At 55.9% G+C, this 18,193-nt stretch carries 21 protein-coding genes and 1 tRNA gene; 9 read left to right on the forward strand and 13 right to left on the reverse strand.

Annotation, left to right across the window (positions count from 1 at the left end; translation table 11 throughout):
- Positions 1-24 precede the first annotated feature (24 nt).
- Both ACR0MQ_RS00435 and ACR0MQ_RS00440 read left to right on the forward strand, forming a co-directional pair.
- Positions 25-336: a metalloregulator ArsR/SmtB family transcription factor gene (locus ACR0MQ_RS00435; protein WP_170770389.1), complete on the forward strand. Its 312-nt coding sequence runs from the start codon at positions 25-27 to the stop codon at positions 334-336.
- On the forward strand, positions 333-788 hold the full coding sequence (locus ACR0MQ_RS00440) for an SRPBCC domain-containing protein (protein ID WP_170770391.1): 456 nt from the start codon (positions 333-335) through the stop codon (positions 786-788). Before ACR0MQ_RS00435 ends, ACR0MQ_RS00440 begins: the two co-directional genes overlap by 4 nt.
- A 45-nt stretch (positions 789-833) precedes the next feature.
- Here ACR0MQ_RS00440 and ilvC read toward each other — a convergent pair whose 3' ends face one another.
- Positions 834-1,856: a ketol-acid reductoisomerase gene (gene ilvC / locus ACR0MQ_RS00445; RefSeq protein WP_170469311.1), complete on the reverse strand. Its 1,023-nt coding sequence runs from the start codon at positions 1,854-1,856 to the stop codon at positions 834-836.
- Positions 1,857-1,988: 132 nt separating this feature from the next.
- Here ilvC and ACR0MQ_RS00450 point away from each other — a divergent pair, with 132 nt between their 5' ends.
- Positions 1,989-2,444, forward strand: coding sequence for an Lrp/AsnC family transcriptional regulator (locus ACR0MQ_RS00450; protein ID WP_170770393.1), 456 nt, complete (start codon positions 1,989-1,991; stop codon positions 2,442-2,444).
- Positions 2,441-2,899 (forward strand): Lrp/AsnC family transcriptional regulator, encoded by a 459-nt coding sequence (locus ACR0MQ_RS00455; RefSeq protein WP_010439313.1) that lies wholly within the window; start codon positions 2,441-2,443, stop codon positions 2,897-2,899. The genes ACR0MQ_RS00450 and ACR0MQ_RS00455 overlap by 4 nt, the downstream gene beginning before the upstream one ends.
- Here the strand turns inward: ACR0MQ_RS00455 and ACR0MQ_RS00460 are convergent.
- Entirely contained in the window at positions 2,896-3,597 is a 702-nt protein-coding gene (locus ACR0MQ_RS00460; protein ID WP_170469317.1) for a GntR family transcriptional regulator, read from the reverse strand. The two genes, ACR0MQ_RS00455 and ACR0MQ_RS00460, sit on opposite strands and share 4 nt — an antisense overlap.
- Positions 3,598-3,828: 231 nt before the next feature.
- Here ACR0MQ_RS00460 and ACR0MQ_RS00465 point away from each other — a divergent pair, with 231 nt between their 5' ends.
- The gene (locus tag ACR0MQ_RS00465; RefSeq protein ID WP_170770951.1) at positions 3,829-4,956 is read left to right on the forward strand and encodes an aminotransferase class V-fold PLP-dependent enzyme; all 1,128 of its coding nucleotides are present in this window, start codon (positions 3,829-3,831) and stop codon (positions 4,954-4,956) included.
- A gap of 32 nt (positions 4,957-4,988) precedes the next feature.
- Here ACR0MQ_RS00465 and ACR0MQ_RS00470 read toward each other — a convergent pair whose 3' ends face one another.
- The 3 genes from ACR0MQ_RS00470 to ACR0MQ_RS00480 all read right to left on the reverse strand — a co-directional run bounded on the left by ACR0MQ_RS00470 (position 4,989) and on the right by ACR0MQ_RS00480 (position 7,238).
- On the reverse strand, positions 4,989-6,185 hold the full coding sequence (locus ACR0MQ_RS00470; RefSeq protein WP_480603726.1) for a UbiH/UbiF family hydroxylase: 1,197 nt from the start codon (positions 6,183-6,185) through the stop codon (positions 4,989-4,991).
- Between the two features lie 72 nt (positions 6,186-6,257).
- Positions 6,258-6,506 carry a hypothetical protein gene (locus tag ACR0MQ_RS00475; protein ID WP_170770397.1) on the reverse strand — a complete coding sequence of 83 codons (249 nt, stop codon included), beginning with the start codon at positions 6,504-6,506 and terminating at the stop codon, positions 6,258-6,260.
- An 87-nt stretch (positions 6,507-6,593) separates the two neighbouring features.
- Positions 6,594-7,238 (reverse strand): pyrimidine 5'-nucleotidase, encoded by a 645-nt coding sequence (locus ACR0MQ_RS00480; RefSeq protein ID WP_170469326.1) that lies wholly within the window; start codon positions 7,236-7,238, stop codon positions 6,594-6,596.
- A gap of 100 nt (positions 7,239-7,338) precedes the next feature.
- Here ACR0MQ_RS00480 and ACR0MQ_RS00485 point away from each other — a divergent pair, with 100 nt between their 5' ends.
- Positions 7,339-7,986: a GntR family transcriptional regulator gene (locus tag ACR0MQ_RS00485; protein ID WP_170770399.1), complete on the forward strand. Its 648-nt coding sequence runs from the start codon at positions 7,339-7,341 to the stop codon at positions 7,984-7,986.
- On the opposite strand, the gene ACR0MQ_RS00490 is transcribed toward ACR0MQ_RS00485, so the two are convergent.
- Together ACR0MQ_RS00490 and carA are read right to left on the reverse strand one after the other, a co-directional pair.
- Positions 7,943-9,847 carry a glycosyltransferase family 2 protein gene (locus ACR0MQ_RS00490; protein ID WP_170770401.1) on the reverse strand — a complete coding sequence of 635 codons (1,905 nt, stop codon included), beginning with the start codon at positions 9,845-9,847 and terminating at the stop codon, positions 7,943-7,945. The genes ACR0MQ_RS00485 and ACR0MQ_RS00490 overlap by 44 nt on opposite strands.
- A 79-nt stretch (positions 9,848-9,926) precedes the next feature.
- Entirely contained in the window at positions 9,927-11,093 is a 1,167-nt protein-coding gene (carA, locus tag ACR0MQ_RS00495) for a glutamine-hydrolyzing carbamoyl-phosphate synthase small subunit (protein ID WP_480603730.1), read from the reverse strand.
- 183 nt (positions 11,094-11,276) lie between these two features.
- Here carA and ACR0MQ_RS00500 point away from each other — a divergent pair, with 183 nt between their 5' ends.
- Positions 11,277-11,759 carry a GatB/YqeY domain-containing protein gene (locus tag ACR0MQ_RS00500; RefSeq protein ID WP_170539063.1) on the forward strand — a complete coding sequence of 161 codons (483 nt, stop codon included), beginning with the start codon at positions 11,277-11,279 and terminating at the stop codon, positions 11,757-11,759.
- Here the strand turns inward: ACR0MQ_RS00500 and ACR0MQ_RS00505 are convergent, their stop codons facing one another.
- The 3 genes from ACR0MQ_RS00505 to ctaD form a co-directional block, all read right to left on the reverse strand.
- Complete coding sequence (locus ACR0MQ_RS00505) at positions 11,760-12,245, reverse strand: DUF2244 domain-containing protein (protein WP_170770412.1); 486 nt, start codon at positions 12,243-12,245, stop codon at positions 11,760-11,762.
- Between the two features lie 45 nt (positions 12,246-12,290).
- Positions 12,291-12,890 (reverse strand): 2-hydroxychromene-2-carboxylate isomerase, encoded by a 600-nt coding sequence (locus tag ACR0MQ_RS00510; RefSeq protein ID WP_170770414.1) that lies wholly within the window; start codon positions 12,888-12,890, stop codon positions 12,291-12,293.
- 148 nt (positions 12,891-13,038) lie between these two features.
- On the reverse strand, positions 13,039-14,697 hold the full coding sequence (gene ctaD / locus ACR0MQ_RS00515; RefSeq protein ID WP_260025559.1) for a cytochrome c oxidase subunit I: 1,659 nt from the start codon (positions 14,695-14,697) through the stop codon (positions 13,039-13,041).
- Positions 14,698-14,976: 279 nt separating this feature from the next.
- Here ctaD and ACR0MQ_RS00520 point away from each other — a divergent pair, with 279 nt between their 5' ends.
- On the forward strand, positions 14,977-15,396 hold the full coding sequence (locus tag ACR0MQ_RS00520; protein WP_480603735.1) for an HIT family protein: 420 nt from the start codon (positions 14,977-14,979) through the stop codon (positions 15,394-15,396).
- A gap of 396 nt (positions 15,397-15,792) precedes the next feature.
- Here ACR0MQ_RS00520 and lipB read toward each other — a convergent pair whose 3' ends face one another.
- Together lipB and ACR0MQ_RS00530 are read right to left on the reverse strand one after the other, a co-directional pair.
- Positions 15,793-16,449, reverse strand: coding sequence for a lipoyl(octanoyl) transferase LipB (lipB, locus tag ACR0MQ_RS00525; protein WP_170539071.1), 657 nt, complete (start codon positions 16,447-16,449; stop codon positions 15,793-15,795).
- 39 nt (positions 16,450-16,488) lie between these two features.
- Positions 16,489-17,148, reverse strand: coding sequence for a DsbA family oxidoreductase (locus ACR0MQ_RS00530; protein WP_480603739.1), 660 nt, complete (start codon positions 17,146-17,148; stop codon positions 16,489-16,491).
- Positions 17,149-17,278: 130 nt separating this feature from the next.
- Here ACR0MQ_RS00530 and ACR0MQ_RS00535 point away from each other — a divergent pair.
- Positions 17,279-17,365 (forward strand) — tRNA-Leu (locus ACR0MQ_RS00535).
- A 79-nt stretch (positions 17,366-17,444) separates the two neighbouring features.
- Here ACR0MQ_RS00535 and ACR0MQ_RS00540 read toward each other — a convergent pair.
- Positions 17,445-17,711 carry a helix-turn-helix transcriptional regulator gene (locus tag ACR0MQ_RS00540; RefSeq protein WP_480603742.1) on the reverse strand — a complete coding sequence of 89 codons (267 nt, stop codon included), beginning with the start codon at positions 17,709-17,711 and terminating at the stop codon, positions 17,445-17,447.
- Positions 17,712-18,193: the final 482 nt, after the last annotated feature.

Here is an 18,193-nt window from a genome sequence, read left to right on the forward strand (position 1 = left end):
GTAAGTATAAGCTTACCGTTAGTCATGACTTACCAATATACGTTCTATGCACTAGGTGATCCGACCCGTCGGCAGGTGTTCGAAGCGGTAGCTGACAAGCCCCGTGCAGTAGGTGAACTGGCAGGTGAATTGCCCGTTAGTCGCCCTGCGGTATCCCAGCATCTGAAAGTGCTTTCCGACGCCGGTTTGGTCGAATGCCGCGCTGAAGGCACCCGACGGATTTATGCGGCGCGGCCTGGCGGGCTGAATGAAATGCGGGCGTGGTTAGAGCGCTACTGGTCTGATGTTCTGGAAAGCTTCGCAATTGAGGTAAATGAAGGGGGGCAGGACATATGACGGATCCAATCATCAAAACTGTAGTTGTAAATGCAGCGCCACAACAGGCTTTCGACATATTCGTCAAGCGCACAGCATCATGGTGGCCACTGAACCGGCACGCGGTATCAGCAGGGGCGGGCAAGGTGGCTTTGGGTGTCGTGATTGAAACTGAAGTTGGCGGCGCAGTCTATGAAGTGATGCATGATGGCGCACGGGCCAAATGGGGTGAGGTTCTGGATTATGAGGTTGGTCGCCACTTTGCCATGAGCTGGCATCCGGGCACTGATCCAGACAAACAGACCCGCGTCGAGGTGAAGTTCGAGGAACATGGGCAGGGACAAACCAAAGTTACGTTGACCCATTCTGGTTGGGAGGTCTGGGCCGCTGAGGCGCAAACCAAGCGAGATGGCTATAACAGTGGCTGGGATTATGTATTTGCGACCTGTTTTGCCGATGCGGTGGGCAAATGAAAAGGGCGGCCACATGGGCCGCCCTTTCACTAACAGACGTCAGGCCTAGTTCTTTTCTTTGTCGACCATTTTACCGGCCGAGATCCAAGGCATCATACCACGCAGTTTGGCACCGGTTTCTTCGATCATGTGCTCGTCATTGGCGCGGCGGGCCGCTTTGATGGTCGGCTGACCAACGGCGTTTTCCAGCATGAAGTCACGAACGAATTTGCCCTGCTGGATGTCGTTCAGAACCTCTTTCATTCGTGCTTTGGTCTCGTCGTATTTCAGGATACGCGGGCCGGTTACGTACTGGCCGTATTCGGCCGTGTTCGAGATCGAGTAATCCATGTTGGCGATGCCGCCTTCATAGATCAGGTCAACGATCAGCTTCACCTCGTGCAGACACTCGAAATAGGCCATCTCGGGCGCGTAGCCAGCTTCGACCAGCGTTTCAAAACCGCAGCGGATCAGCTCTACCAGACCACCGCACAGAACGGCTTGTTCACCGAACAGGTCGGTTTCGCATTCTTCGCGGAAGTTGGTTTCTATGATGCCCGAACGCCCGCCACCGATGGCTGAGCAATAGGACAGGCCGATTTCCAGCGCTTTGCCGGTCGCGTCGTTGTCTACAGCAACAAGGCAGGGCACGCCGCCGCCTTTGGTGTATTCGCCGCGCACAGTGTGGCCGGGGCCTTTGGGGGCCATCATGATCACGTCGACGCCTTCTTTCGGCTCGATCAAGCCGAAATGCACGTTCAGGCCGTGGGCAAATGCGATGGCAGCACCCGGCTTGATGTTGTCATGCACGTATTTCTTGTACGTCTCGGCCTGCAGTTCGTCGGGCATGGTGAACATGATGACGTCGCACCAAGCGGCGGCTTCAGCGATGCCCATCACTTCCAAACCTTCCGCTTCGGCTTTCTTCGCTGAAGGCGAACCTTCGCGCAGCGCTACGACAAGGTTCTTGGCGCCCGAGTCACGTAGGTTCAGAGCGTGGGCGTGACCTTGCGAGCCGTAGCCCAGAATGGCCACTTTCTTGTCTTTGATCAGGTTGATGTCGCAATCGCGATCGTAATAGACGCGCATTTTGCCGGTCCTTTCTGTTTCGATTGCGGTGGTTCTTACTTTGTATTTCCAAGGATAGCGATGGCTCTATCCTTGGAAAATCAAGAATAAATGCCTTGTCTATTCTTGAAAAATGCTATTCTTGTGAAATTCATGTTAGATGATCTGGATCGCCGAATATTACGCCATCTGCAGGCCGAGCCGAGCTTGTCTGGTGCGGAACTGGCCGAACGTTGCCGCAGCACGCAGGGAGTTTGCGGGCGACGGATCGAAAAGATGCAGGCGGCGGGTATCATCGAAGGGCAGGAGGCGGTAATCGATTGGACCGCTCTGGGATATGCGGTAGAAGTGTCGCTGCGCGTGACCTTGGACAAGACGCAGGCACGGGCCTTTGATGAATTTACCGAGGCTGCCCGTGAAGTGGCCGAGGTGATCGAACTTCAGACCTTTCTGGGGCGGGTCGATGTGCGCCTTTCAGTGCTGGCGCAGGACATGAGACACTACCAAAAGGTCTATCGGGATCGAATCCTAACACTGCCGCATATCGCAGATATTGAGGCCTTGATGCACATTGCCCGAGTCAAACAGGATGAGGCATTGCCGATATGATCGAATTGGACGAAATCGATCGAAGGATTTTGCGTGCTTTGAGGCAGGATGCCACCCAAAGCGCAGGCGCATTGGGGCGCAAATTCGGGTTGTCTCAGCCCGCAACCTGGCGCCGAATTAAGCGGCTGGAAGACGCGGGTGTGATCAAAGGACGACGGTTGCGGCTGAACGCCGAAGCGCTCGGGTTCGGGGTGACGGTGTTTTTGGGTGTGAAACTAGCGCGAAAAGGTCAGGTTAGCCTTGAGGATTTTGAACGCGCCGTCAGTGCCATCCCAGAGGTGCAGACGGTCGAGCATGTGCTAGGGCTCTACGATTATCGCTTGCGGGTTGTGGCGCGGGACCTGGCTGATTTCGAAAGAGTCTTGCGGAGACGCGTTATGACTCTGCCCGGGGCCGGGGAAGTCGAGGCCAACGTATTGCTAAGCGAAGAGCGCCTTCCAGGACCGATTGGTTAGTACTTTGAGCGGATTCGAAATCCGGGATGATGGGTCATGCGGGCAAAAGTCATGGGGCGGCCGTTTTTCCATGTGGTCCGCTCGAGCTGGATCATCGATGTCCCAGTCGTGGTGCCCATGAAATCAGCTAAGCGCCCATCGGCAGAGATGGCGCAAAAGGCGATCTCAGCTTCGGTAAAAGGTGCTGCGTTCAGCAACCATTCATGAGGGCCGCTTTTGTTCAGATCGGCGTGTTCAACCTCGGGAACGGCTTCAATATTGATCCAGCGCTCTTCAAGTTGGAAGGGACGATTGTCAGCATAGTGCATACAGATCACATGCAAGACACGCGCATCCGGTTCGACATTCAATTGAGAGGTCAGCCAGCCGGGGCTGTAGACCACCTTTCGTTCCACCAGTGCGTAGCGATAGGCTGAGTTCTGATTCTCAACTGCCTGACGTGCCAGTGAAATCTCAAGTTTGGCTTGTTTGCGCGGCTCTTTTTTAACCCGCGTCCCGCTTTTGCGCTTACGCTCGACAAAGCCCTGTTCTGCAAGTTCCCGTAACGCGCGGTTAACTGTAGCGCGGGCGCAATTGAACTCTTCCGCAAGTTGGGTTTCGGTGGGCAGAAGTGAGCCCTGTGGCCAAATACGTGATTCAATCCGCCGTTTAACTTCGTCCCGGACGACCTGAAAATTGATCCGCTTTTGCGCAGTCACGAGCTAAAAATTCCATTCTTGTTCAAAGTGAGTGTATCTGGTCAGAAACACGTCAGGGTGTAAAGAGATGGTGACACTAGTTGGCGTCATTTCTGCTAATTGTTGCATGTTAAATCTCAAAGTAAAACTTAAGGTTGCGGGTTACTTAAGGTCAACCAATCTCGGCGCTTTGAAGCTTTACCCCGAGGCAAGGAAAAGGCAGAAACAAGTGGCGATAGGAAAGGACGCATGATGCCTGCATTACTTGGAACCGTTGATCCCAATGGCCTTGAAGAGTTCTCGGTCGTATTTACTGATCGCTCGCTCAACCATATGTCCGCAAACTTTCAACAGGTTATGTGCGATATCTCTGATATGTTGTGCGAGGTATACAATGCTGAAGGTGTCGCCATTGTTCCTGGAGGCGGGACGTACGGGATGGAGGCGGTTGCGCGACAATTTGCACGCGGGGCAAATGTTCTCGTGGTCCGCAACGGCTGGTTTTCCTATCGCTGGAGCCAGATCATAGAATCAGGTGAGTTGACCGGTTCGACGACGGTTTTGAAAGCCCGAGAAACCGGGAATGCCAGCCCTTCGCCCTTTGCACCTGCTCCGATAGAAGAAGTTGTCGCGACAATCCATGAGAAACGCCCGGATGTCGTTTTTGCCCCGCATGTCGAAACCTCTGCTGGGGTGATTTTGCCTGATGACTATGTAACCGCAATGGCAACCGCCGCGCATGAGGCGGGTGCGCTTATGGTACTGGATTGCATCGCCTCAGGCTGTGCTTGGGTCGATATGAAGGCAACCGGTGTGGATGTGCTGATTTCGGCCCCGCAAAAGGGGTGGAGTGCGACGCCCTGTGCCGGTCTTGTAATGCTGTCCGAGCGGGCCGAAGCACGGTTGACCGAAACCACATCTGACAGTTTTGCGATTGATCTGAAGAAATGGCGACAGATCATGCAGGCCTATGAAAATGGCGGCCATGCCTATCACGCCACGATGCCCACGGATTCTCTGCGTGCCTTTCGCGATACCATGCTTGAAACACGTGAGTATGGATTCGAAAAGTTGCGTGCGGCGCAGTGGGCTCTGGGGGATGGCGTGCGGGCTTATCTGAAGGATAAAGGCGTGATGTCGGTGGCAGCCGAAGGTTTCGGCGCGCCCGGAGTGGTTGTTAGTTACACTACCGACTCCGAGATTCAAAACGGCAAGAAGTTCGCGGCTTTGGGCATGCAGATCGCGGCAGGTGTGCCGCTTCAATGTGATGAACCGGCTGGGTTCAGCACATTCCGTCTGGGGCTGTTTGGCTTGGACAAGCTCTATGATGTCAACGGCACGATTTCGCGCCTGACACGGGTTTTGGATCAGGTATTGTAACCGGCAAGGCGGGCAGAAGCCCGCCTGACGGATCAGCGGACGCCGAGGCCCATTTGCATCAGCGTCTTCCGCACCGTTGGTAGGGAATAGAGCGCATTTAGCCCCATCGCCCTTGCATCACGCAGCGGTCGCGCCTCGATCATCGAGGCGCGGTTCAGCAGATCGATACCTTTGACGCGCAGTCCGATCTCAGTATGGCGGGCCTTATGATAGGCATCCAGCATTTGCGCGTCACCCAAGCCTTCGGGCCGGGCCAGCGCTAGTTCCATCAAACTACGAAGATCGCCGAGCGACATGTTCAGCCCCTGCGCGCCGATAGGGGGGACCACGTGTGCGGCTTCGGCCATCAGGGCAATGCGTTCACCAGCCAAACGTTCCGCCGACTGGCTGATGATTGGCCAGATTGTCCGGCGCGAAGCGAGTTTCAGCGGTCCGAACAGCCCGCAGGAGCGTTCAGTCATCGCAGCCTCGAATGTCTCCTCGTCGAGGTTCAGCAATTCGATGGCGCGTGGACCGCGCTCCATCCAGACAATCGCAGACGACGGCTGACCCTGCCAATCGGGCAGGGGGACCAAGGTGAAAGGTCCACCGGAACGATGGATTTCGGTCGAAACATTGTCGTGCGGGATTGGGTGAGTAACGGCGAAGGCCAGAGCTTTCTGGCCGTAGCGGGTGGTATGAACGCTAATTCCGGCGGCTTCCCGCATCGGCGAGTTTCGTCCGTCTGCGGCGATGACAAGCTTGCAGCGGATGCGGCTGCCATCGCTCAGACCGACGCGTGCTTCATTGGTGCGGGTGAACAGGCTGACCGTGCCGGTGCCGGGCCGGAAATCGACGTTTGGCAATTCTGACAGCCGTGCCACCATCTCACGCCGCAGCAGCCAGTTGGGCAGGTTCCAGCCGAACGGTTGATCCGAGATATCGGCGGCGTTGAAATCGCGCACCACGCGGGGTTCGGGCACGTCGCCGCCCGCGTCCACAATGCGCATGATCTGCAGAGGGGCAGCATGTGCATCCAAACGCGACCAGAGTCCGCACTGCTCCAGCAACCCATGGGCGGGCTGCAAAAAGGCGGTGGTGCGCAGATCCGAGCCATCCACGTCGCGTTCTGTGATCGGCGGTGAAGGGTCGACGCAAATCACGTCAAACCCGGCAGCACCAAAGGCGGCGGCGGCGGTCAATCCGGCGATTCCGCCGCCAGAAATCAGGATATCACAGCTGTCGGTCATGAATATGTCTCCGTTGCCGCAGACACTAGTGCTGTTGCGAGGCGGGTGCCAAGTGACATCCTGTCTCGTGCCTTATCCGCGAGAGATCAAAATCAGGATAAGGAACATCGTCGGCACCATCATCAGTGCAGGGATGTAAAGGCCAGGCAGGCCGAACAGAAGAATGGAACACCCCCACATACTGACAAGTGCTAAGGCCGAGTAGTACAGGTCTTCGGCTTCGGCATTGGCCACATCCCGGGCCATCCAGCCAAAAAGCGGGATTGCAAACAATAGGCGCTGCCACAAAGGCGGGCGCGCCGGGATATCGAGCGCGGTCATTGGGATCTCCGATTCTGTTCGTCGCTGAGCTGCATATGGGGCTGATGCTGCGACTGCGAAACGCACAGATCGTCGCAGTGTGACAGCCTATCGCAGGCGGCCCAGAAATCCGGTCAGATCGTCCGTGTGATGGTGAATGTGATCTGCATCGTGTGGATCAGGTGCGACGTGAACAGTACGCATTCCCATCTCATGCGGCGCAGCCAGGTTGCGTGGATCATCCTCGAACATGGCTGCTTGTGTGGCTTCGATTCCGTCCTGAGCAAAGATTGCTTGGAATGCAGCCTTTTGCGGTTTAGGGCGATAGCCTGCATGCTCAATTCCGTAGATCGCATCGAATAGCCCATCCAGCCCACGTGCAGCCAAAACACGCTGTGCGTAAGGTGCTGACCCATTGGTATAGACGATGCGTCGGCCCGGCAGCGCGCGGATGTGATCGGCCAATGCTGCGTCGGGCTCCATATGGCTCATATCCACTTGATGCACTGCATGCAGATAGGGATCGGGGTCCAGATCGTGTTCGGCCATCAGGCCGGCAAGCGTGGTGCCGTATTCACGCCAGTAGTGCGAACGGAGCCGATCGGCCTCGGGTCGGTCGACGCCGATCGCTTGCACCACGTAATCCGTCATCAGCACCTCAATCTGATCGAACAGGCGCATATGCGGTGGGTAAAGTGTGTTGTCGAGGTCGAACACCCATTGGGTGACGTGAGTAAAGGCAGGTTTGACCATGGTTTGGGTTTAGGGCGATGAACGATGGTTTTCAATGCCGCACTTGATTGCCAGGGCGCGAGGCGGCTAGACATGTCCGAACCAGGAGACATAATAACCGATGCCCCAATCCAAACAGTCCAATACGGATGCCTATAGCCTGATACTCGAAGCAATCGATGTGGGCGTCTACAAGCCGGGCGACCGGTTGGTGGAAAGCGAGCTGGCCGAGCGTTTTGGCGTTTCGCGTACACCGATCCGCGAAGCGTTGCAGCGGTTAGAGACGCAATCGCTGCTGGAACGGGACGGGCGGTCTCTGATCGTGGCGTCGCTGGACCACAACCAGATGGCAGAACTATATGTCGTGCGACGTGAATTGGAGGGGCTCGCCGCAAGGCTGGCGGCCAAGCATGCAACCGAAGAAGAAATCCGGATCCTTCAAGATATGGTAGATGCCGATGATGCGCTGGTGAATGACCCGTCTGCGCTATCGCGTGCCAACCGCAGGTTTCACGAGCAGATCCATCTGGCCTCGCACAATCGCTATCTGGTGCAACAGCTTGATCTGGTGCACAGGACCATGGCGTTGATGGCGACTACATCCCTTGCGGCTGAGGGGCGCGGTGAAATCGCGCAGAATGAGCACAAAAACATCGTCGACGCGATTGCTGCCCGCGATGAGGCAGGGGCCCAACAAGCCCTGCAGGACCATATCTCGGTCGCGTTCATGACCCGGCTGAAACAGGATGCAATCCGGCGCGAGAAATAGCAGCCTCGCTTTCCTCGACCGCATGACCGTGCTGGGTTTTGTCCCAGAAGAATGGCCGTACCGCTAATTCCCACAAGCCCTTATAGGCCGCCACAACACCCAGAGGAAAATAAAGGACCATCATCGGAACCCAGGGTAACAGAAAGAGCCTGTTGCCCGCGATGACGCCCAGCATGCCAACCAAAAGATTTGCAGCCTCTGCAGCGAGCAATAAGTAAATGCAGTTTCGCAGAAAATCAGGTGTTGTGATGTGCTGATAGGGGTGCGGCAGATCGAGAAAGGTCAGCCAGAATACCCATAACACCGGGGCAAGTAGAAACTGCCCGAGCGTTCCAAGAAAAAAGGCCTGAAAGCCCAGAAAACGGAGCGGTCCCAGATCGCGCAGCAACCTTAACGGCGCGCGCATATGGACCAGATATGTAACCATGAATCCCTTCAGCCAACGCGAGCGCTGTTTGACCCAGGGCCAGGCCCGAAAATTAGCCTCTTCAAAGGTGGCGGTGCTGACGATTTCAGTCTTGTAGCCAGCCCGACAGAGACGAACGCCCAAATCTGCGTCTTCAGTAACATTATGGGCATCCCATCCGCCCAGCTCGACCAGCTTGTCTCGACGAAAAAAGAATGTGGTGCCACCCAGCGGAACCACAAGGCCCAATCGGGCGATGCCGCTGAGAATCACCCGAAACCAACCGCTGTATTCGATGGTAAAGCACCGTGACCGCCAGTTGGTGCGCGGGTTATAATAGTCCAGAACGCCTTGCAGGCAGACAACATCTTCGGGCGCGGCCGCAAAATGCCGGACAACGGATTCGATCTGATCTGGCATCGGGGCGTCTTCGGCATCCCAGACACCCAATATATCCCCGCGGCAGAAATCCAACGCATAGTTCATCGCACGAGGCTTGGTCGTTAGTTTACCCCGGTTCGGCACCTCAAGTACCCGTACCCAGCTGGGAAGCTCGATGCCATGCAGTGCAGCTTTGGTGACATTATCATGCTCTTCAAGCACCAATATGACGTCGAGCAGCGCCTTTGGGTAAGTCAACCGTCGCAGACGGGCGATCAGGATTTCTGCGATTTCTTTTTCTTTAAAAAGCGGCACCAGTATCGACACACAGGGCAGGCGGATCGGATCTGCTGTGACAAGACGAGGGTTTCGAAGTGTCAAATGGGCAATCAGCCCCGAGACACGAAGGAGGAAGAACAACGCCAAAGTCGCAAGCGTTGTCCAAAGTAGAGCGGTGAGACCCAGCATTGGGAATAAACTGCATAAAGTGATTAGCAGAACGACCAACGTGATAGGTCTGGCCCGAGCCGTTGCCGACCAGTTGCGACAGCTTTGTTGCAAATCGACGCGCGTTTCAGCCGCCTCCGTCAGATCGGCGGCAAAACGGCGCGCAATTGCGGTATCAATCTGTTCGGCCCCGGCTAGAACCGGGACGATCGTATAGCCTGTATCACTTAACGCAGTTGAAACCGTATCGAACCGGTCAGGCCGCGCCGTTGCAATCAGCAGGATTGGTCCAACTCGCATCCAAGGCAGAACGTTGTGCGTTAGCCAAAACTCCAATGGTTTCAGCGCGCAAAGCTCTTCGGGAGGCGGAGTTTGTTCCAGATCGGCAATTTGCAAGCCTGTTTGTTCGGACAAGGCAGAGAGAACTTCGGCCCGACTGGCCCAATCTTCACCAACAAGGATTTCCCCCAACGGGGCATTCTGGCGGGTTTGTAAATGCAACGCCTGTTGGAGCTGAGCCTCTGATATCACCCCTTGATCCCGCAGGCAGGCCCCAAGAGGTTTGCGTGAATGGGGGCCGGGAACCGGTTCCGCCGGTATCTGGCGTTTCAGATTCAGTTCAACCATAAGAATACCCTGCCGCGGTTCACGGACGGCAGGGTTGCTCAAACAGGGTTAACGCCGAGTTAACTCGACTAAATCGCTCTTAGGCCTGTGTTTTTTGATCGGCCATTGCAGCAGCGAAGCGTTCGAACAGGTAGAAACTGTCTTGTGGTCCGGGTGAGGCTTCGGGGTGATGTTGCACCGAATAGACTGGACGACCCGTCATGCGGATGCCGCAGTTTGAGCCGTCAAACAGTGAACGATGCGTCTCGATCACGCCATCGGGCAGGGATTGAGCATCTACGGCAAAGCCGTGGTTCATCGAGGTGATTTCGACCTTGCCGGTTTCCATATCCTTGACGGGATGGTTCGCGCCGTGGTGGCCGTGGTTCATCTTGACGGTCTGCCCGCCCAAAGCCAGCGCGAGCATCTGATGGCCAAGGCAGATGCCAAAGACCGGCAGGTTAGTGGTTTCCAACACTTCTTTGATCATCGGCACGGCGTATTCACCAGTGGCCGCCGGGTCGCCCGGGCCGTTGGACAGAAAGACACCGTCGGGCTTATGGGCAAGAACATCCGCTGCTGTCGCGGTCGCAGGCAATACGGTCACGTCACAGCCTGCCGATGCCAGGCAGCGTAGGATGTTTCGCTTGGCACCATAGTCGATAGCGACCACCTTATGTGACGGAGCTTCCTGTCGCTGGTAGCCGTCAGGCCAGGCCCAACGCATCTCATCCCAACGATAGCTTTGTGCGCAGGTAACGTCCTTAGCCAGATCCATGCCCTCAAGTCCGGCAAACCCGCGCGCAGCCGCGATCAAAGCTTCGATGTCGAAGTTACCTTCGGGGCCATGCGCCAGCGCTACATGCGGTGCACCTTGCTGACGGATAGCGCGGGTCAGGCGGCGGGTGTCGACGCCCCCAATCGCAATACGGCCGCGACGGGCCAGCCATGCTTTTAGCTCTTCGGCAGAGCGCCAGTTTGAAGGCTCGGTCGGGTCCCATTTGACCACCATACCCGCGGCAACTGGATCGCCAGTTTCGTCATCCTCCGGGTTCACGCCAACATTACCGATATGCGGGAAGGTAAATGTCACGATCTGGCCCGCGTAGGAGGGGTCTGTCATGATTTCCTGATAGCCGGTCATGGCGGTGTTGAAGCACAGCTCGGCCACCGTCTGGCCGGTGGCGCCAAAGCCAATACCGTAGAACAGCGTTCCATCGGCCAATGCCAGACATGCGGTGGGCTTGGACGGGGCGTTCTGGGCCATGGCGCGACTCTCCTGCAAGGTAAACGGACGCATACCTAAGGGGGTTAGCGCGTCGGGTCAAGCCTGTTCAAATTTTAGGCTATTGTTTAAAATCAATAACTTAGGAAAGTATCGCCCCTGTTGTGCCCGCCTTTTTGTTTCGATATGGTCGAGGTTCCTTTGCCATGGGGATGGACAGACCATATGGATATGCGATCACGGGTGAATGCCGCCCTGAAGCAAGCAATGAAAGACAAAGAAGCCGAGCGCCTATCGACGCTGCGCCTGATCAATGCCGCGATCAAGGATCGTGACATTGCTTCGCGCGCATCCGTAAATGAAGAGGCCAAAGGCTGTGGCGATGCCGAGGTGCTTGAGATCCTTGGAAAAATGACCAAGCAGCGCAAGGAAAGCGCGCGCGCCTATGAAGAGGGCGGGCGCCTGGATTTGGCCGAGCGTGAGTTGCGCGAAGTCGAAGTGATCGAGGAATTCCTGCCCAAGCAGCTGGATGATGACGAGGTCAGCAAAGCTATTCAGACGGCCATCACGGCCACCGGCGCGGGGTCAATCCGCGATATGGGCAAGGTGATGGGCGAATTGAAAACGCGCTATACCGGTCAGATGGATTTCGGCAAGGTCGGGCCAATGGTTAAAGATCACCTTTGCGCCGCATCAAACGGCGGTTAATCAAGCAGAATCGCGCAGTTTCCGGGTTAAGTCATCGAACAGCGCGATCCGTTCCTCTTCAGTGAGGAATGCACCAATTTCGACCTCCCGGCCGTCTCCGACCAGTGTCACGTAGTGGGGCACCGGACCACCGCTCGCGTGCATTTCGGGGCGCGCCCAATATCGATTGCAGGACCATTCCAGATCGTCTTTGCGTGGATTGCGGTGCACGAGGCGCGCCTGCGTTTTATCCAACGTGAGAACCTCGAACACGCTGCGTGCGCGATAGTTCATCTCAAATGCCAGCCAGAGACCTAGTACGGTCAGCAACAAGAAGGGCAGCAAGCCCCACAGCAGAACAGATCCCAGCACCGCAAACAGCGGAATCAGACCGAACAGAAAGACCGCGAGAACAACCCCCATCGCGCCACGCGGCGGTAAGGAGTTATGCGGCCAGAGGCGCAACTCCTGCTCTGTATCTGAATTCTTGGTCCATCGATAAGGCATGGTTGAAACCTAGCGCAGCAACTGCCTGAGGCGAAGTGCAATCTGTCACACAACGTGTCCAACACGCACCCACGACAACGCGTCGTCCAGCCGGTCATCACCCCAAAACACCTCGCCGCGCACGACAAAGCTGGGTGCGCCAAACACACCCAGTTGGATGGCAGTGTTGGTCTCGTTTTCGAGAGATTGCACAATGTCCGGACTGCGCGCACGTGCGAGGGCTAGGCGGGGGTCCTGCTGACAACGATGCAGGGCTTCGGTGATGGCTGTCTCGGACCCGGCTTCTATGCCGTCTTCAAACCAGAGACTATAGAGCAATTGTGTATACGTCTTTCCCCAGCCTTCGGTCATTCCCAGTAGGGCAACCTGATTGGCCAATGCGAGGTCCGAAATTGGGTAGGGCGCTGGCAAGTTGGCGTGAATATGATACTTGGCCGCCCGGCGCTCTATATCCCGCCACATGTAAGCGGATTTGATCGGTTTGCCAGCGAAGGGGATGTTCTGCTGTTCTGACATCACGGTCCGCACATTGAACGGCCGCCAGTTCACGGTGGCATCGTGTTCGGCACTCCAATCGTCCAGGCGTTTGATCGTCAGAAAGCTGTAGGTGCTACCTATTGAGAACCAAAAGTCGATCTCGGGCATCGTAAACCCCTTTCGGTTGGCCGGGTATTTTGCCCGGACCAGAATACTCTATTTTTGCTGTTCTGGCGACTGCCCCGCTTACACAGGTCAGGCAGGAACAAAAAACCCCGCCTAAATGGGCGGGGTTTTCTTGTCATTCAGGTCGGGATCAGTGCGCGTGGCCTTTATCCCAATCCTCCTGCTTCGGCAGCTGCTCGAACGTGTGTTCAGGCGGCGGCGTTGGCAAGGTCCATTCCAGCGTATCCGCGTATTCGTTCCACGGGTTCGGCCGCGTCTCTTTCGCGCCGCGCAGCAGGGCGTAGATCACGATGCCGAAGAACAGCAGGAATGAGGCGAATGAAATGAACGCACCAATCGATGAAACCAAGTTCCACTGCGCGAACGCCTCTGGGTAGTCGATGTAGCGGCGCGGCATGCCCTGACGGCCCAAGAAGTGCTGCGGGAAGAAGGTCAGGTTGGCGCCGATGAAGAACAGCCAGAAATGAACCTTGCCCCAGAACTCGGAATACTGACGACCTGTCATCTTCGAGAAGTAGAAGTATACGCCAGCGAAGATCGCGAAGACTGCACCCAAGCTCATCACATAGTGGAAATGCGCCACGACGTAGTAAGTGTCATGATAAGCACGGTCTACACCTGCCTGCGACAGCACAACGCCGGTTACACCACCAACGGTGAACAGGAAGAGAAAGCCGAAGGCGAACAGCATCGGGGTTTTGAACTCGATCGAGCCGCCCCACATGGTCGCAATCCACGAGAAGACCTTGACGCCGGTCGGAACCGCGATGACCATCGTGGCCAGCATGAAGTAGGCTTGCTGACGCAGCGACATGCCAACGGTGTACATGTGGTGCGCCCACACGACAAAGCCCAGAACACCGATCGCGATAATCGCCCAGACCATCGGCAGGTAACCGAAGATCGGCTTGCGTGCGAAGGTCGCGATCACGTGGCTGATAAGGCCAAAGCCCGGCAGGATCACGATATACACTTCGGGGTGGCCAAAGAACCACAGGATGTGCTGATACAGGATCGGATCGCCGCCACCGGCCGGATCAAAGAAGGTGAAGCCGAAGTTGCGGTCCATCAGCAGCATGGTGATCGCGCCCGCCAGAACCGGCAGCGACAGCAGAATCAGCCACGCGGTGACAAAGATCGACCAGCTGAACAGCGGCACCTTGAACAGGGTCATGCCCGGGGCACGCATGTTCAGGAAGGTGGTGATCATGTTGATCGCGCCGAGGATCGAGGAGGCGCCCGATACGTGCACAGCAAAGATCGCAAGGTCCATGGACATGCCGCCCTCGGTCGTGGACAGCGGTGGATACAGAACCCAGCCGACGCCCGAACCGAGCTGATCGTTACCACCGGGGCTCAGCAGCGAGGCGACGCCCAGCGAGGTCCCGGCGACGTACAGCCAGAAGGACAGGTTGTTCATCCGCGGGAACGCCATATCCGGCGCACCGATCTGCAACGGCATGAAATAGTTGCCAAATCCGCCGAAGAGGGCCGGGATAACCACGAAGAACATCATCAGGACACCGTGATAGGTGATCATGACGTTCCACAGGTGTCCGTTGGGGGTACATGGATCGGCCATGAAACCTTCGAGGCACATGTACTGAACACCGGGGTGCATCAGTTCGAGCCGCATGTAGACAGTCATCAGAACCGAAATCAAACCGGCGAGCGCCGATACGATCAGGTACAGAATCCCGATATCCTTGTGGTTGGTCGACATGAACCAACGGGTAAAGAACCCACGCTGGTCTTCATGCTCGTGACCATGAATGGCTGCGTCTGCCATTAGGTGCCTCCTGTTGCAACTACACCGCGCAGTCGGACCTCTCCAACGCGCGGGATTCCTGCTGGTTTTAGATTGCAAGGGGGCGACCTTCAATGGCCGAGTTTGATCTGGATCAAGATTAATTGTCGCGGGCAGCCCATGCAGCCCGGCATTTCAACCTCTGACAATAGCGATTTGGGGGGCCAGTCCACGAATTCAAGTGGTGATGGGGGAATCCCGCTTGACCCGCATCGGGGGGCGGCACAGAACAGCAAAGAAGCGCAATACCGGAGGCCCGTGATGACTGAATATGATCCCGAAAACGTCTTTGCCAAGATCTTACGTGGGGAAATCCCGTCGAACCGAGTTTATGAAGATGATGAAACAGTCGCCTTGATGGACATCATGCCGCGCTCTGATGGGCATGTGTTGGTCATCCCAAAATCACCGTGCCGCAACATGCTGGACGCGTCGTCCGTAGAACTTGCGGCAGTGATAGAGACGGTTCAGAAAATAGCACAGGCCGTGAAGGTCGCGTTTGACGCTGATGGTGTAACTGTTCAGCAGTTCAACGAAGCTGCGGGCGGGCAGGAGGTGTTTCATCTACATTTCCATGTCCTGCCCCGTTACGAAGGCGTATCGATGCGTCCACCGGGCAAGATGGGTGATTTTGATCTGATTGCCGAGCACGCTGACAAAATCCGCGCAGCATTGGGTTGAATTCCAAGAAAGTTCCGCTGGCACGTGGGGTCGATAAGCTGCACGAAAGGCCGCAAAGGCAAGGGATTTATACAATACCGAGGCCCTAAAACGAGAATTGCCGTTCCGATTATGGGGTCGGAACGGCAGACTCGTAACCAAACACTTTCACGGATTTCGCTGGGCAGCCCTGCGATCACCGGTTAACACACCACTCACTCATGAACGGTCATTACATACTACGTGGTCAAATCGCGTTTGTAAGGAGTGGATGTGAAGAATCCCTGAATTTGAGGCGAATTGGGGCGATTTGAAGGACAAGCCACTATGATTTTCGAAACAGAACGCATCGAAATTCAGCATTGTTGTTTGGGTAATGTTTCCGGATCGTTCCGAGTACGTGGAATCACCTAGTTTTCAAACGCCTTCGGAGGCGAACACATCATCAAAGGTCTTTTTTAGTGCCACGTCGACGTCATCCATCGTTACGGGAAGCCCGAGGTCGACCAAAGATGTCACACCGTGTTCCTGTATGCCGCAAGGTACAATCCCACCGAAATGAGACAGATCTGGTTCAACATTGATTGATATTCCGTGGAAACTAACCCACTTCCTCAGACGTATTCCGATGGCTGCAATTTTATCCTCGGCGGTCTGTCCCGCTATCGAAAGCGGCTTGTCCTGCCGCTGAACCCAGACGCCCACGCGGCCTTCCCGTATCTCACCGGTTACGTTGAATTCGGCCAGGGCTGCAATCACCCAGGCCTCAAGCTGCTGAACAAAGCGGCGAACATCACGGCCGCGTTTACCCACGTCCAGCATGACGTAAACGACGCGCTGACCGGGGCCGTGATAGGTGTACTGACCGCCGCGCTTGCTCTCATAGACCGGAAACCGATCCGGATCGGTCAGATCTTCACGCTTGGCGGAAGTCCCAGCGGTATAGAGCGGTGGATGTTCCAACAGCCAGATGCATTCATCGGCTTCACCTGCCGCAATCGCGGCAACGCGCGCCTCCATAAAGGCAGTGGCTTCGTCGTAGTCGATCAGCCCATCGGTGGTTTTCCATTCCATGCTCGTTCCTTAGACCGTCTGCGGGGCAGGGGGAAGGGGTCAGGCGGCCTCGGCCAGACAACGCTGCAACACCTGCGCATAGGTGTCGGCGCCTTGCGCGCCAGTCAGCAGATATTTCCCGCCAAATACCATCGAAGGCACGCCCGAAATGCCTCGGCTGGTCCAGAATTGTTGTTTCTCACGCACCGGCTGGGCGTGTGCACCCGACTCAAGTGCCGCGCGTGCCGCATTCGGGTCAAGCCCCGCCGTTTCGACCGCACCCAATAACACGTCGGCGTCAGAGACATCCTGCTGCATGGTGAAATAGGCGTCGAACAAGGCCAGTTTAAGCGGATGCTGACGTCCCTGCGTTTCCGCCCAATCAAGCAGTTGATGCGCGGCAAAGGTGTTCACAATTCTACTGTCATCGGTGAAATTGAAGGTAAATCCAAGTTCAGCCCCTAACGCGGTCAACCGCTCGCGCGCCTGCTGGCTTTGTTCGGGTGTCGAGCCATATTTTTCGGCAATATGCTCTCGCAGGTTCTGCCCCTCAGGCCCCATGTTGGGGTTCAGTTCAAACGGATGCCAGCGTAATCTGGCCAGCACATTTTCTTGCTTCAGCGCGGCATCGAGTTGACGAAAGCCGACGATACACCACGGACAGACCACATCCGAGACGACATCAATCTGCACGGTAGGGCGGGGATCGGGCGAGGGCATGGGCTGCTCCAGATTGCATTGTGTCGCGTTTAGATATTGCTAAAGCGCGCGAATTCAATCGGCTGTGTTTTTGCCTCTTCACATCGCGTGGCACAGCGTCTATACGCCCCTCTACCAAGTCATTGGCAGTGCGGTCGTGGCGGAATTGGTAGACGCGCAGCGTTGAGGTCGCTGTGGGGTAACACCCGTGGAAGTTCGAGTCTTCTCGACCGCACCAAAATCAACCCCTAAGTGTAAGAAAATAATATATTTTTGCTTGTCTGCTTTATTCAGTCCCACAATTGGCCCCACATCCGTTAAGCCGCGCTTTCGGGTCTTTCGATCCAAGATTTGATTTCAGATACTTTGACTACAGATCTACTACCTACTTTGTAGATTCTAATGTCTCCGTTTTTGCTCGCCCTATAAAGTGTGTCTTTCGATACACCGAACCATTTAGGCGCCTCGATCAACGGTACGTAAAGCGGAGCGAATTCAGGCATCGCCTGGGCGGCCTCGCGAATGTATGCGATATCGATCTCATCGACACCACGAGCTATTTCGAATTTGCCTTGATAAGTCATGTTGAACTGCCTCAGTGGTTTGTTTTTTGTGTTCGCTGTGGGACTTCATTGCTGTTTGCGAACCTTGAGGCGGTGGTATCACGAAAATTCTATTCGTCCAGACAAAGCAAAAATATGTCGCTAGGTGCCCCACGATTATTAAAGAGTGATTTGATAGCAATATGTTAGTTCGCACACCTGATCTTTTTCAAAGCGGCCCTGAGAGCCATTCGGTTGCGGTAGTTGACAGTGCCGATTCGCTTGAGACAAAGCGCTCCCACAAGTAGGCAGTTTGCGGAGTGGTTGTCGTTTATTTCCTTCAAAAAAGCGGACAGTTCGCGCAGTTTCTTTAGGTCCTTTCGTAATGCTCACATTGGGGTTGGCGGTTTCCCTGGCAATTAATGCGCTAAATCACGTGCGCTTTGTGCGCGAATTCATACACAACATAACAGACATGAAATACGACGCAGATTTCATGTGCACGGTGGAACTGACGCTGAAAG

The organism is Ruegeria sp. AN6, from assembly GCF_056540425.1.

Excerpts from the sequence above, each read along its gene's own strand:
- lipB (WP_170539071.1), bottom strand. The coding sequence starts at position 16,449 with ATGGAATGGAAAACCACCGATGGGCTGATCGACTACGACGAAGCCACT.
- ACR0MQ_RS00465 (WP_170770951.1), top strand. The coding sequence starts at position 3,829 with ATGCCTGCATTACTTGGAACCGTTGATCCCAATGGCCTTGAAGAGTTC.
- ACR0MQ_RS00490 (WP_170770401.1), bottom strand. The coding sequence starts at position 9,847 with ATGGTTGAACTGAATCTGAAACGCCAGATACCGGCGGAACCGGTTCCC.
- ACR0MQ_RS00500 (WP_170539063.1), top strand. The coding sequence starts at position 11,277 with ATGGATATGCGATCACGGGTGAATGCCGCCCTGAAGCAAGCAATGAAA.
- ctaD (WP_260025559.1), bottom strand. The coding sequence starts at position 14,697 with ATGGCAGACGCAGCCATTCATGGTCACGAGCATGAAGACCAGCGTGGG.
- ACR0MQ_RS00485 (WP_170770399.1), top strand. The coding sequence starts at position 7,339 with ATGCCCCAATCCAAACAGTCCAATACGGATGCCTATAGCCTGATACTC.
- ACR0MQ_RS00480 (WP_170469326.1), bottom strand. The coding sequence starts at position 7,238 with ATGGTCAAACCTGCCTTTACTCACGTCACCCAATGGGTGTTCGACCTC.
- ACR0MQ_RS00505 (WP_170770412.1), bottom strand. The coding sequence starts at position 12,245 with ATGCCTTATCGATGGACCAAGAATTCAGATACAGAGCAGGAGTTGCGC.
- ACR0MQ_RS00450 (WP_170770393.1), top strand. The coding sequence starts at position 1,989 with ATGTTAGATGATCTGGATCGCCGAATATTACGCCATCTGCAGGCCGAG.
- ACR0MQ_RS00475 (WP_170770397.1), bottom strand. The coding sequence starts at position 6,506 with ATGACCGCGCTCGATATCCCGGCGCGCCCGCCTTTGTGGCAGCGCCTA.
- ACR0MQ_RS00440 (WP_170770391.1), top strand. The coding sequence starts at position 333 with ATGACGGATCCAATCATCAAAACTGTAGTTGTAAATGCAGCGCCACAA.
- ACR0MQ_RS00540 (WP_480603742.1), bottom strand. The coding sequence starts at position 17,711 with ATGACTTATCAAGGCAAATTCGAAATAGCTCGTGGTGTCGATGAGATC.
- ACR0MQ_RS00530 (WP_480603739.1), bottom strand. The coding sequence starts at position 17,148 with ATGCCCTCGCCCGATCCCCGCCCTACCGTGCAGATTGATGTCGTCTCG.
- ACR0MQ_RS00520 (WP_480603735.1), top strand. The coding sequence starts at position 14,977 with ATGACTGAATATGATCCCGAAAACGTCTTTGCCAAGATCTTACGTGGG.
- ACR0MQ_RS00510 (WP_170770414.1), bottom strand. The coding sequence starts at position 12,890 with ATGCCCGAGATCGACTTTTGGTTCTCAATAGGTAGCACCTACAGCTTT.
- ACR0MQ_RS00435 (WP_170770389.1), top strand. The coding sequence starts at position 25 with ATGACTTACCAATATACGTTCTATGCACTAGGTGATCCGACCCGTCGG.
- carA (WP_480603730.1), bottom strand. The coding sequence starts at position 11,093 with ATGGCCCAGAACGCCCCGTCCAAGCCCACCGCATGTCTGGCATTGGCC.
- ACR0MQ_RS00455 (WP_010439313.1), top strand. The coding sequence starts at position 2,441 with ATGATCGAATTGGACGAAATCGATCGAAGGATTTTGCGTGCTTTGAGG.
- ilvC (WP_170469311.1), bottom strand. The coding sequence starts at position 1,856 with ATGCGCGTCTATTACGATCGCGATTGCGACATCAACCTGATCAAAGAC.
- ACR0MQ_RS00470 (WP_480603726.1), bottom strand. The coding sequence starts at position 6,185 with ATGACCGACAGCTGTGATATCCTGATTTCTGGCGGCGGAATCGCCGGA.